Source organism: Schaalia sp. 19OD2882 (assembly GCF_018986735.1).
Taxonomy (GTDB): Bacteria; Actinomycetota; Actinomycetes; order Actinomycetales; family Actinomycetaceae; genus Pauljensenia.
Map to the genome: position 1 here is coordinate 79,266 of NZ_CP065521.1, position 13,105 is coordinate 92,370.

Sequence of the window (13,105 nt, forward strand, 5' to 3'; positions counted from 1 at the left end):
CCGACCTCACTGATGCATCGTCATCGCCGGGCCCGCGCCGCCTCAGGCGGCGCGGGCCCGTAGGCGCTGTGCCCGGCCAATGGCGATCAGCCCGTCGATGCTCAGGCACCCCAGGGCCAGCCACACGATGCCGGTGGCGATCCACCGGACCGGCTCCATGTGCTCGCGGAAGACCAAAACACCGATCAGCAGTTGCATGGTCGGTGAGATGTACTGGATGAAGCCGAGCATTCCCAGAGGAAGGCCTTGGGCGGCCTTGGCGAAGATCGCCAGGACGAAGACCGTGAGGGCGCCCGCACCGATGAGCAGAGCCAGGTGGGCGGGCCATGAAGGTCCTGGGGCTCCGGAGGTCAGAGTCTGGAAGGACGTGGAGTCCGTGGCGACCAGGTACGCGAAGTAGGCCAGCAACACGGGGGTGACCGCCCCGGTTTCGATCGCCATGCCTTCGATGGGTCCGACGCGTGTGGCAACTCCCTTCTTCACCAGGGAGTACAGGCCGAAGGCTCCGGCCAGGGCCAGAGCGACCCACGGCAGGCGCCCCAGTCCGACGACCAGGACCACGACGGCCACGACCCCCAGGGCAAGCGCCACCTTCTGCCACCAGGAGATCCGTTCGCGCCGGACCACCAGTGCCAGCGCCACGGTGAACAGGGGATTGATGAAGTAGCCTAGGGCAGCGTCCACCGTGTGTCCGGATTGGATGGCGTGGACGTACACCGTCCAGTTGATGACGACGAGGAATCCCGCCAAGGACAGTCGGCCCGCCAGGGCGCGGTCCCGCAGCGCTGCGCGCAGGTGGGGGAGGCGTCGGGTCAGGGCAAGGGCCAGCAGGCAGCATGCCAAGCCCCACACGGCGCGGTGGACGATGACTTCAAGGGCTCCGGCCGGGGTCAGCAGGGCGAAGTAGAGGGGGAAGAAGCCCCACATGAGGTGGGTGCTGATGGCCAGTAGGGTCGAGATCGTGGGGGATGCCGCCCGCGCGGGACCCGGGTCAGGTGCGGAGGCGGGCGGGACGGGTTCCGGGGTGGAGCTCACGGGGAAAGACTACTTGCACGTCGAATGGGCAGTGAAGGCTCGACCACGTGAAGGCGGGTGTGCGGTGAACCCTTCGGCGGGCCGAGGCCGGATGGGCGGTGCCGAAATGGATTGAGCGCGAAGCCCCGGTGGCTTCGCGCTCGATTTTCGGTTGGAGCGGATCGTGGTGGGTCCACTGTCAGGGGCGCGCGTCCTTGCGCGCCCCGGGAGCGTCTCAGGCTCGGCTCTGGGTGTACTTGGCCATGGCGGTGGGAACGAAGGCAAGGGCTGCCAGGGCGATGACCAGGGCCAGGACGGCGGCGACGGGTGAACCCATCTGCAGGGCGCCGATGCCGGCGATGAGGGCCAGGACCAGGGTGTAGACGATGGCGGCGCCCATCTGGGCCGCGTAGTTCCAGGCGGGGGTGGTGGGCTTGGGATCGACGATGTGTCGCATGGGATTTCCTTTCGGTCAGTGCCGGCGGTGGCACTGACCGTGCCCCGCACGGCAGCGTGTCAGTTTGCGGGTCCCGACCAGGTGGCCTCGTCAGGACGCAGGTCGATCCTACGACGGTGTACGCGGTTTTCTGCAACGATTTTCAGCCTGGAGGGTGTCATGTGCACCACGTGGTCAGGTGCTCATCGTGCCGATGAGGAAGGCCCCCGCCCTTCCCGGTGCGGAGCCGGTGAAGGGGCGGGGGCGTGCGAGGTCGTGGAGACCGCCGGGCTCAACCCAGGCGGACGATTCCCTCGGCCTGCAGGCCCTTGGGGCCCTGTGTGATCTCGAACTCGACCTTCTCGCCCTCGAAGAGGGTGCGGCGGCCGCCCTCCTGCTGGATGTTGGAGAAGTGGGCGAAGACGTCGGCGGAGCCGTCATCGGGAGTGATGAAGCCGTAGCCCTTCTCGTCGTTGAACCATTTGACGACACCAATGGTCATGGCGTGCTTCCTATCAGGTTGGCCCTGGATGGGCGCGGGTCGGCTCCGGTCGGAACCGACATAGTCTCGCAACCTCCCTGCAACCACCCGGATTCCGCATGCACTGCAATGAAACTGTCGAACTACACGACCCACCCTACAGCCAGTGGTGCCGTAGCGGCAGGGAGTCCACGTCAGCCCGGTCATCCGGCAGGGGAAGACCCTTGGCGCAACTGTCGCGATGCGCCTCTCGCCTTCATCGAACTCGCCTCTGTCGCATGGCGGCTCGGGTGTGCGGGAGGAAGGACGTTCCGAGTACGAGGTTTCGGATCTCCGGGAAGGTGCGCCGACGTTCTCCCCATTCTTGGAATCGCGCTCCCGATGGCTGTCCTGTGAAGCGAGCGACGTCTGCTCTGACCTGGAAAGTGACGAATCCCTCCATGAGGATTTAGGGCGACCTAAGTATCCTGAGTGCGCCCTGATCCGATGACTGGAGAAGTATGACAACATCACAGCGCCCCCGTCGAGGGCGAGCCCTGAGCGCAGCGCTCGCCCTCGGCCTCCTCCTTCCCCTTGCTCTCGAACTCCCTGCGCACGCCGAGCCGGAGAAACGAGCCGGCGGAGCTGATTCGAACGAGCCCAAGTGGTCCTTGATCGACCCCTCTCGATACGGCGACGTCATCCGAAAGACCGACCGCGTCGCCTACACCGACGGGGGAACACTTCCTCCCAGTGCATGCGACATGACCGGTGACGGGAAGGCCGACCTCACCCTCGTGAATCGAAGCTCGGTCAACGTCCTCCCCTACATCCCCTACGGGAGTGCCTCCGAAGAGGTTCTCAAACCTCTTGCCGAGCAGGAGGCTCTTCTCAAGACCCCCGCACCTGTCGATGCCACGGACTTTGCCAGTGCGGCAGCCTGCATCCACGACGCCGACTCGGACCGGAGCGCCCTTGCCGTCGCCGATGGAACGCGTGTCCGCATCTACGCCGCAGGCACTGACACCATGGCTCCGAGCCTTGTCACCACGGTGCAGATCGGGGAATCCGTCACCGCAGTGTCGCCCGGTCCGACGAAAGGACGCTCTTCCCTCGCGATCGGAACCCCCACAGCGGTTCACATCCTCACCGTGGCGCGGCTTCACCCCGGTGAACTCGTGCTCTCCGACATCGAGCACAGGACCTGGAGCCTCGACGGGTCCCAAGGGGTGACGATCACCCCGATCGACACCTCCGAGGGTGAACTCGCCATCGGGACACCTGCGACCCGATCCGTTCAGATCGCCCCCGTTGACGCTTCCAACGCACGCTTCCAACGAGTCAGGCGCACCATCCAGGACGTCGCCGACTCCGACTTCGGGCACGCCATCAGCGTCATCCCGGACATCAACGGAGACTCGATCCCTGATCTCGCCATCGGAGCTCCCACCGCGAACGACGACAGGGGTGCCGTCGCCCTCGTCCACACCCCTGAAGAAGGCACGATCAGCGTCAACACCGCCTCGTCAGCCTCTGATCCGATTGTCGACGAGGCCGAGGAGAGCGCTGGTTTCCTTCTGCGCCAAGCTCTGGGTACACGCTTGGGATCATCACTGGTCTGGATTGACGGAGGTGCCGAAGCGGGAGCGCTCTTCGTGGGACGCCCCAACGACGGAGAGCACTCCGGCGGGCTCGTCATCTCCCTGAAGGCATTGACGAAGAACTGGAACTCCGGTCTCGGCATCGCCGACATCCCCTCCTCGCAGCACACCCTCATCACCTCTCAGGAGGGTGAGAAGGCGACCTCCGGTGAAGGCGCGGCCATCATCCCCCGCCGTGGCGACGACCCACTCACCGGACTGGTCACCATGGATCGGCGTGGACGTGTCGACCTGTGGACCCTTGACATGAGTCACCAATCCGACCCGCAACGGAATCCCAAGGACCTGCCCACCCCCAAGGTTCCCGCGCCACCCACTCCGAAGGCCGAACCCGGACTCGTCCCCATCGACACGGTCGAGAAGAAATCCTGGCTCGGAGAATTCACTTCAGGACTGGGCGGCGCGCTCGCCCATGGCCGCTGCGACGTCACCGGTGATGGGAAGGACGACATCGTCTCGGGCAATGTCGTGCGCTCTGAATGGAAGTACGACCCCTTCTACTCCGAGAGCACGGACACGAAGGGATGGGTCTTCAACGTCACCGGACAGATCGAGATCATCCCCGGAGGGACGCCCGGCAAGATCCTCGAATCGGGTGACACGATCCGGATCAATGGCCCGAAGGAGACCTCGGACCCTGCGGTGGACGCCACCATCGGCCTGTCCGTCGCCTGCCTCGGAGACGTCAACGCAGACGGTGTCGATGACATCGCCTTCGGCTCGCACACGATGGCGCGAGTCTGGGTCCTCTTCGGGGGCACCCATCTGAGCGAGGTCGATCTCAACTCCCTTGACCCGGCGCACGGCTGGTTCGTGGACCTGCCCTCCAAGGGCTCCGGAGGTTTCCAGGTGACACGCATCGGCGATGTGGATGGTGACGGCTTGGCGGAACTCGGATTCATCGTGAGCAACGCGACCTACGCTGCGGGACGAGAAGGCGAATCACAGGGCTCAGCCTTTGTCGTCAAGGGCAAGAAGGACGGTGCTCCGGTCGACCTGAAGGATCTCGATCGGGAGGATCCGGCGATCCTGACAAGGATCGACACCCCGAGCGGGCACACGATGAACGCCTTCGCCGCTGTCGGAGACGTCAATGGGGACGGTACGGGCGACTACGTCGTGTCCGATTTCCAACACTTCGACTCCGAGTATCGGGTTCCGGGCAAGGCCTGGGTGGTCTACGGTTCCGACAGGCGGCGAATCACAGCAGGGCAGGACGGCGTCGGTCATGCGCTGACGATGCCCTTCGATGCCTCCCACCGTCTGGGAGCGGGCAACTCGATCGCTCCCGTGGGTGATGTCGACGGAGACGGAACCGGCGATTTCGTGATCGGTTTCGACGGCGGTGCGTTGATCCACACGACCCCCGGCGGCGTCGCCCTCGTCCACGGCGAGCGGAACCTCGTCGGCACTCGAGTCGAGGACGTCGTGATCTCCCCCCTTGTCCCCGGTGACTCCTCCCCGCGGGTCTCGATCCTCACCGGCCCGAAAGATGCGGCGGCTTCGGGCTTCGGCTACGGAGTCGATGCGTTGGTCCAGGAGGGTGCCTCCCCGCTGCTCGTCATCGGGGCGCCAGGACTGAATGACAGGAGCGGGGCAGCCTTCCTCGTGTCGGTCGACCAGTTCCTGACGGGTGCGCGTTCCGTCGACGAGGTCAAGACTGAGCGCATCGACTCCAGCGGGCCGATGGCCCGATTCGGCCGGGCTGTCGCCTTCGTCGGGGAAGTCCTGGGCGCGCCGACGGTCGCCGTGGGCGGGGATGGAGTCATCGATGATGCCGCGAAGGACGTCCAAGGATATGCTCACACCGCACACATCATGGCGTGGCGCGTGAGGGCGACCGGAGCCGGTCCGGACGATGGGGAATCGGGGAAGAAACCGCTCCCGCCGACTCCAGGTGCCGACGCTGGTCCGAATGCTGGATCCGCGGGCAGCGGAACCTCGAAGGTCGAACATGCCCATTCGGCCCTGGCTCGGACCGGATACTCGTCCGGGGTGCTGATGCTCGCACTGATCGTCTTTGCCGGGGGTGCGGTGGCGCTGCACTCCGGTGTGCGCTTCGGTCGCTCCGCCCGGAGGGAATGAGGACTCCTCGGGGAGGATTCTTCCTCCTTCCGAAGTGAGTACCGTTCAACGGTGTCATCGCTGTCCCCAGGACCGGAGGAAAGGGATCAACGGGCGGTGTCGGGCCACTTCGGCCCGACACCGCCCAGGAGTCGGAACCTCGACCCGAAGGGGCACCGGCTGCGATGAGTCGAGCCCCGTGGTGCGATGGTCAGGGTGTTGGGTGAGGTTTCGAAAGCCTGGGGCGTGTCGTGCAGGTGTTCGGGGCTGCCCTGTGCTGGATCATCCGGTTGCAGGTGGGACATTCGGGAGTGTTCATCCCCCGCAATGGAACCAGCCCAACCCCAACTCCGGAGCACGTTCCGGCCGGTACCCCGGAACGGCGAAGCCCCGGGACATCGATCAATGATGTCTCGGGGCCCCACACCGTGCGCGAGGGGGGAGTTGAACCCCCACTCCATCACTGGAACACGGACCTGAACCGTGCGCGTCTGCCTATTCCGCCACTCGCGCGTGCAGAGCAACAATACGAGGTTCCTCACCCAAGGGTCAAACCGTGTGTCGGTCGGCCACTGCGAGGCCGCTCACATCGAAGCTCCACGCGGCAACTCATTCCGAGAAGCCGTAGGCCTTCCCCGGTTCCACCGGCCCCAGCAGCGTCCGCGCCGACACGATCGTGTAGCCCTGTTCGCGCAGTGAGTCGATGATCTCCGGCACGGCGGCGATGGTCGTCGGGTACAGGTCGTGCATGAGGATCACGGCATTGGGGTGGGCGCCGCCAAGGGCGCGCCGAATGATGTCCCGGGTGTCCCTGGTCTTCCAGTCCAGCGTGTCCACGTCCCACAGGATCACGGCGTCCCCGGTCTCGGCCAGGATGTTGCGAACCCTGCGGTTCAGCGCACCGTAGGGCGGGCGCATGAGGGTCGGGGTCGCACCTGTGACATCGATGATCTTCTGCTTGGCGGAGGTGACCTCTTCGCGCACCCCGTCACCCGACAACGTCGTGAGGTCCGGGTGGGTCTCGGTGTGGGATCCGATGGTGTGCCCCTCGGCGATCATCCGCTTGAGGATTTCCTCATTGCCGGGAATGCTCCGACCGATCTGGAAGAAGGTCGCGTGGACGTGCTTGTCGGCCAGGATGTCCAGCAGCGGCACCGTGGTGGAGGACTGCGGTCCGTCGTCGAAGGTCAACGCGATGCACTTGGCCACCGTGCAGTCCACGTCCTCGGTGGGGATGGTCCCCATGTGCCCCTCGGCATCGATGGAACTGACCCGGAAACCCGAGAAGGGTTGAGCGGCCTTGACCGTCTCGAGGATCTCCTTGCCGCGAGGACTCAGCAATTCGGGCGTGTGGGCGGCGTCGATGCGGATCGTCATTCCGTCGGGGACGCTCTGGGGCCCCGCCGACGAGGGCGTCGTGACCGTCATCGACCCGTCCGCGCGCAACATGACGTCCGAGGTCGACACGTGTGCGCCGAGGGCTCCTCCGGACTGCACCGCTGCGGCGACCTCGTCAAGACGGCGTGAGGCACCCGAGGAGAGCAGGTCCGCCGAAGGGGTCACCGTGCCGGCCGCCGTGTCGATCCACAGCGTGGCCGTCTTGGCGTGGGAGTCCGGGACGAAACGCTGCGCGAGGATCGCTCCTGAAGCCAGCGGGACACTCCACTGCACGGAGCCCTTCCCCTCGCCGAGTTCGGTGATGGTCGCCTTTGCGGCCTCGTCCACGGCGGGCAGATTCATGCCGGAGATCCAGTGACCCGACACCGGGGACTCGACTCCGCGCAGCCAGGAGTCACGCATGTCCTCGCGCGCCAGGGACGCGGACGGGGCGGCGTCCAGGCTCGCCCAGGTCCGGATGAGTTCCTCCGGGGTGGACTGGGCCGGAGCTGCAGGAGAGGCCCAGGGCAGGTCGAGTCCGTCGAGCGCGGAGCACGCCGTCAGTGTCGCGCAGACCAGGGCGACGACGGTGGTCAGGGTGAAGGCCCGTCGGGGTGCTGAAAGGGAATGATCTTGGAGAAGCTCTGACATCACACAAGTCACCTTAGGTGATCCTCAATCCGAATCTCCACAACCCGTGGGTCCTCCGTCATACTTTCACCCGTGTGGCGGGGATAACATTCGACGTGTTCGCTTGGTCGACAATGTCGACCGGACCCCTTGTGCACAGTGAGGTGCTCACCGATGGCCCGAACCACCCGTGGAAAACGCGTCGACGTCTCCGCCCGCCAAGCACCGCACGGCGCGCCGGCAACCGCCGCCGGCAAGCGGCGCATCGACCGGGTCAAGACCGTCTGCAGGATCGGCGCCGCCCTTGCCGTGCTCATCTGCATGTTCGTCCAGATCCCCGGATTGGACGCCGCAGGATCGCGCATGTTCGGCATCTTCCTGGCCGCCATCCTCCTGTGGGTCACCGAGGCAATTCCCCTGGCCGCCACCGCCGTCCTCGTCATCCTCCTCGAAGTGCTGCTTGTTTCCAACCAGGCCCTGCTGCCCGTGACGGAGGAAGCACCCAAGGCCACCACCTTCTTCGGGGCGCTGGCCAATCCGGTGATCATCCTGTTCCTGGGCGGGTTCATGCTGGCGGACGGTGCCGCCAAGTACCGCGTGGACAGGGCCCTGTCGGCGGTCCTGCTCAAACCCTTCCTCGGGTCCCCGCGAACGACGATCCTGGGCATCATGCTCATCACCGCCTTGATGAGCATGTTCATGTCGAACACGGCCACCACCGCCACGATGTTCGCCGTCATGATGCCCGTCATCGGGGCCCTGCCCGAAGGAAAGGCGCGCACGGGCATCGCCCTGTCGATCCCTGTGGCCGCCAATGTCGGCGGCATGGGCACCCCCGTGGGCACACCCCCCAACGCCATCGCCCTGGGTGCGTTGCAGGAACACGGTCACCATGTGTCCTTCCTCCAGTGGATGCTGGCCGCCTGCCCCCTGATGCTCATCACCTTGGCCGTGTCCTGGCTGTTCATCGTGTGGCGCTACGTACCCGGGGACATCCGCTTCGAGATCGACACCAGCGCCCGCTTCGACACCAGCCCCAAGGCCGTGGTCTTCTACGTGGTCGCCTCGGTGACGATCCTCCTGTGGATGACCGAGCCCCTGCACGGCATCTCCTCCAACACGGTCGGCTTCCTGCCCGTGGTGGCCCTGCTGGTCATCGGCGTCATGGACGGCTCGGACGTCAAGGCCCTGGACTGGCCGGTCCTGTGGCTGGTGGCCGGAGGCATCGCCCTGGGAGCCGGTGTGGGGGAGACCGGCCTGGACGGGTGGCTGATCGGATCCATTGCCTGGAACGCGGTTCCCGTCATGCTCCTGGTCCTGGTCCTCGGGCTGGTCGGATGGGGAGTCTCCAACGTCATCTCGCACTCGGCCTCGGCGAATCTCCTCATCCCCATGGGCATCGGACTGGCCATCTCGATCTCCTCCTCCCAGGCGGAGGTCGCCATGGTCCTGGCCCTGGGCTGCTCCCTGGGCATGTGTCTGCCGATCTCCACCCCGCCCAATGCCATCGCCTACGCCACGGGCACCACGCCGACGAAGGACATGGCGCTGGTCGGTGTGGTCGTCGGAGTGGTGGGTGTGATCCTGCTGGCCGTCCTGGCGCCCCTGACATGGCCGCTGGTGGGGGTGAACTGACGTGGGTGGGGTCGCCCGGGTGCGGATCCTCGTCCTCGGCGACGACTCCGAGGGCGTGGCGGGTGCCGTCGTCGACGAACTGTCCTCCGTCTTCGACCACGTCCTGGTCGACCATGTGGCGAGGGCGGAGCAGGTTCCGGGTCATGTGGCCACACTGGCAGCCGATGAATGCGTGGCCCTGGGAGTGGTGACCTCAGAGGTCGGGAACGTGGACGCCGTCCTGGACGTGTGCGCCGACCTGCCCGCACTGGCCGACACCAAGTGGCTGGTGGTCACCACCCGCCAACTCCATGACGACGTCGACCGCGCCTTGGAGGAAGGTCGCTTGTGGACGGTCATCACCGTGCCGTGGAACGTCCCGCTGATGCTCGGGCAGTGTCACGCGGTGATCCTGCGGCACCTGCAGGAGGAAGGCCTCGGCCAGGACCGGATCCTGGCCCTGGTGGGCCCGCCGCCGCCCTCGGCGGTCCAGGGGCCGTTGCTCACGGGGCTGGATCTGCCCGAGGTCGAGGTCATGCGCCACCTGCTCGACGGGGTCGAGGCGGTGCTGGGGCCCCGACCTCGCATCCGTGTGGATGCCGGGGTGGACCTCACCCGTCAGGGGGAGCGGATCTCCGCGGTGCTGCTGGTCCTGGACGGCAGTGTGAGCCTGCATCGCGACACCGAGCGTGGGGAGCTCCTGCTGCATCACGCCACCAGCGGGCCCCTCATCGGCCTGGTTTCCATCGCCTGCGGTGAGGCCGCCTTCTTCACCGCCACCACCTCCGAACCCACCACCGTGGTGCGAATGTCCAACGAGCAGCTGCGCGCCGTCCTGGTTGCGAGGCCGGAAGTCGGAAGCATCCTGGCGGTCCTGGCCATCCAGTCCCTGACCCGACGCCTCATGCGCGCCGAGGACCTGCACGTCGAAAAGGACCTGCTGGCCGCGGACCTGGAGGCCGAGCGCGCCAAACTCGCGCGGACCCTGGAGGCCCTGCGTGCCACCCGCGAGGAACTGGTCGACAAGACCCGTTTCGCCATGCTCGGCGAACTCTCTGCCGGAATCGCCCATGAACTCAACAACCCGGTGACCGCGCTGGTGCGTGCCGCCGAATTCCTCGGCAAGGACGTGGGCGAGCTCCTGGGTGCCTCACCCCAGACCACGCCGGCGCGGACATCCTTGGAGCGGGCGCTCACGGCTCCGCCGCGCTCGACTGCAGCCGAGAGGCAACTGGTTGCCGAAGTGCTGCCCGCAGTGGGCGGGGACCGCGCCTTGGCGCGCCGACTGGTCAAGGCCGGTGTGGGTGATGCCGCCCGGGCCAAGGAGTTGCGCTCGCGGCCCGAACAGGAGTTGGCGGCAATCGAGGCGGGTGCGCGGGTGGGATCGTCCCTCAGGTCCGTACTGGCCGCCTCCGAGAGGGTCATCGCGTTGACTGCCTCCCTCAAGGGCTACGCGAGGCCCGACGCCGACCAGGTCGGCCGGGTGGAGGTCGCGGCAGGGGTCGAGGACGTCCTGCGTCTGACGGGCCATCGCCTGCACGGCATCGAGGTGGAGACCGACTTCGCCCCCTGCCCGCCGATCATGGCGCACCCGGGCAAACTCCAGCAGGTGTGGACGAATCTGCTGGTCAATGCCGCCGAAGCCATCGAGGACGGGGACGCCGATGCCGCCGAGGCCGGGCGCGCGCCGGCCCGCGGCCAGAACGTGCCCGCCCGGATCCATGTGCGGGTGGCGCCCGGGCGCGACTCCGAGGGCCGGGACACGATCTTGGTGGAGATTCGCGACAACGGGCCGGGAATCCCGCCCGAACTGGTTCAACGCATCTTCGAACCGCATTTCACGACGAAGGCCGGAAGGGTCCGCTACGGGCTGGGGCTGGGCATGTCGATCTGCCGTTCCATCGTCACCGACCTTGGGGGTGACCTGCGGATCGAGTCGCGCCCGGGGGACACCCGCATCCTCATCCACCTGCCATTGGACGGGGCCGGCGGGGACCGGGGCGGATCGGCCGGCCTGTCCTCGGGACGAGGAGCCCTCGGGGCTGGCACGATCGACTCGGACGGCGCGGGGCCGCAGGTCGGCGCCGCCACGGTCCACGGACCTTCGCGTGGGGGCCTGCCCCCGTCGACGACCGTTGCACTGGATGTGCGTCCCATGAAGGAGGAACGATGAGCCTGGCAATCCTGTCCGTCGAGGACGAGGTCGAGGTGCGTGAGGCACTGGAACGTGACCTGGAATGCTTCTGGTCGCACGTGCGACTTGAGACCGCCGAGGACGTCGACGACGCCTGGGCGGCCATTGACGCCGTCTTGGCCGATGGGGACGAATTGGCCCTGGTGCTTTCCGACCATCGACTGCCGGGGCGTTCCGGCGTGGACTTCCTGGTCGAACTTGCCGCCGATGAACGCTTCGAAGGGGTGCGCACGGTCCTGGTCACCGGACAGGCCGACCAGGACGACACGATTCGCGCTCTGAACCTGGCCGGTCTTGACCACTACGTGGCCAAGCCGTGGAACCCGCAGGACTTGGTGGTGGTGGTCCGTGACCAGTTGACCACCTACGTCCTGGACCGGGGTGTGCCGCCGTTGCCCTACCTTCCGGTCCTGGACGGCGTACGGGTCATGGAGGCTCTGCGCTGAGGCGTGCGCGACCCGCACCGATCGCCACGGGTCGTGTGGCCCTCGTGGGCCGCGAGTCGGGCGAACCTCGAAGCCCGACATTGTGCAAACGGTTGCGATAGCGTGGGTGGCACGCTTTCGGACACCTCGACGGAGAGGGGCACCATGGACATTGCCGTCATCGGGTCGAACAATGTCGACCTCATCACCTACGTCACCCGCATGCCGGTCGACGGGGAGACCATCGAAGCCCCCGACTTCTCCATCGGCTGCGGAGGAAAGGGTTCGAACCAGGCGGTGGCCGCTGCGCGCCTGGGGGCCGAGGTCCTCATGGTCACCTGCGTGGGTGACGACGCCTTCGCCTCGATGACCCTGGAGAACTACCGGGCCAATGGCATCGGCATCGACCTGGTCAAGCAGGTGCCGGGCACCTCCGGGGTGGCCCCCATCTTCGTCGACCCCGATTCCCACAACCGGATCATCATCGTCAAGGGTGCCAACAATGGTCTGGCGCCCGAGGACTTGGAAGCGGCCGCCGACAGGATCGCCCAGTGCCGTCTCATCGTCGTGCAACTGGAGATCCGGATGGAGACCGTCCTGGCCGCCATCGACCTGGGCAACCGCCTGGGCGTGCCGGTGCTGCTCAATCCGGCGCCGGCCAGCCCCGACCTGGACCTGGAGTGGGCCGCCAGGTGTGACTACGTCATGCCCAACGAGACCGAGCTTGCGCTGCTCACCGGAATGCCGGTCGAGGACGAGGCCCAGGTGCGAGAGGCGGCAATGGTGCTGCTGCGTCGCGGGTGCCGACATGTCGTGGTCACCCTGGGCTCCCGGGGAGTCCTGTGGCTGCACGGGGACGAGGACGGGGCGCTGTTGGAGGAGGCGCTGGTGCCTTCCGTCCAGGTCGAGGCCGTGGACACCACCGGCGCAGGCGACGCCTTCATCGGGTGCTTCGCGCGTTGCCTGACACGGGGGGACGCGGTGCCGCAGGCCTTGGCCACGGCCAATGCCTACGCGGCCCTGTCGGTGACCGGACGCGGTACGCAGACCTCGTACCCGGATGCCGACACCTTCGACCAGTGGTGCAGTGCCCGGGGCCTGGCCCGAGGCTGCGGGCGCACGGCCTGAGCCGGCGGGCCTTGGCCGCGTACTCGGGTGAAATGTCCTGATCGTGCACCATTTCATTGAAGCCGGAAGCGGCTGCGTACTTCTCTGGTAACGATTGCACAA

At 66.8% G+C, this 13,105-nt stretch carries 9 protein-coding genes and 1 tRNA gene; 5 read left to right on the forward strand and 5 right to left on the reverse strand.

Features of this window, described 5'->3' with window-relative positions; genetic code table 11:
• Nucleotides 1–42: 42 nt before the first annotated feature.
• The 3 genes from rarD to I6B53_RS00370 all read right to left on the reverse strand — a co-directional run bounded on the left by rarD (nucleotide 43) and on the right by I6B53_RS00370 (nucleotide 1,952).
• Nucleotides 43–1,035, reverse strand: a complete 993-nt coding sequence (rarD, locus tag I6B53_RS00360; protein WP_367880383.1) for an EamA family transporter RarD — start codon at nucleotides 1,033–1,035, stop codon at nucleotides 43–45.
• A gap of 214 nt (nucleotides 1,036–1,249) precedes the next feature.
• The gene (locus I6B53_RS00365; RefSeq protein WP_216764308.1) at nucleotides 1,250–1,471 is read right to left on the reverse strand and encodes a hypothetical protein; all 222 of its coding nucleotides are present in this window, start codon (nucleotides 1,469–1,471) and stop codon (nucleotides 1,250–1,252) included.
• 271 nt (nucleotides 1,472–1,742) lie between these two features.
• Nucleotides 1,743–1,952, reverse strand: coding sequence for a cold-shock protein (locus I6B53_RS00370; RefSeq protein ID WP_216764309.1), 210 nt, complete (start codon nucleotides 1,950–1,952; stop codon nucleotides 1,743–1,745).
• A gap of 629 nt (nucleotides 1,953–2,581) precedes the next feature.
• Here I6B53_RS00370 and I6B53_RS00375 point away from each other — a divergent pair.
• Nucleotides 2,582–5,656: an integrin alpha gene (locus tag I6B53_RS00375; protein ID WP_216764310.1), complete on the forward strand. Its 3,075-nt coding sequence runs from the start codon at nucleotides 2,582–2,584 to the stop codon at nucleotides 5,654–5,656.
• A gap of 408 nt (nucleotides 5,657–6,064) precedes the next feature.
• On the opposite strand, the gene I6B53_RS00380 is transcribed toward I6B53_RS00375, so the two are convergent.
• Both I6B53_RS00380 and I6B53_RS00385 read right to left on the reverse strand, forming a co-directional pair.
• A tRNA-Leu gene (locus I6B53_RS00380) sits at nucleotides 6,065–6,148 on the reverse strand.
• A gap of 96 nt (nucleotides 6,149–6,244) precedes the next feature.
• Nucleotides 6,245–7,663 carry a polysaccharide deacetylase family protein gene (locus I6B53_RS00385; protein WP_216764311.1) on the reverse strand — a complete coding sequence of 473 codons (1,419 nt, stop codon included), beginning with the start codon at nucleotides 7,661–7,663 and terminating at the stop codon, nucleotides 6,245–6,247.
• A gap of 153 nt (nucleotides 7,664–7,816) precedes the next feature.
• On the opposite strand from I6B53_RS00385, the gene I6B53_RS00390 reads away from it, so the two are divergent.
• The 4 genes from I6B53_RS00390 (at nucleotide 7,817) to rbsK (ending at nucleotide 13,003) form a co-directional block, all read left to right on the forward strand.
• On the forward strand, nucleotides 7,817–9,277 hold the full coding sequence (locus I6B53_RS00390; RefSeq protein ID WP_216764312.1) for a DASS family sodium-coupled anion symporter: 1,461 nt from the start codon (nucleotides 7,817–7,819) through the stop codon (nucleotides 9,275–9,277).
• A 1-nt stretch (nucleotide 9,278) separates the two neighbouring features.
• Entirely contained in the window at nucleotides 9,279–11,429 is a 2,151-nt protein-coding gene (locus I6B53_RS00395; protein ID WP_216764313.1) for a sensor histidine kinase, read from the forward strand.
• On the forward strand, nucleotides 11,426–11,896 hold the full coding sequence (locus I6B53_RS00400; RefSeq protein WP_216764314.1) for a response regulator: 471 nt from the start codon (nucleotides 11,426–11,428) through the stop codon (nucleotides 11,894–11,896). The genes I6B53_RS00395 and I6B53_RS00400 overlap by 4 nt, the downstream gene beginning before the upstream one ends.
• A gap of 144 nt (nucleotides 11,897–12,040) precedes the next feature.
• A complete protein-coding gene (gene rbsK / locus I6B53_RS00405) occupies nucleotides 12,041–13,003 on the forward strand; it encodes a ribokinase (protein WP_216764315.1) in 963 nt (320 codons plus the stop codon).
• Nucleotides 13,004–13,105 lie beyond the last annotated feature (102 nt).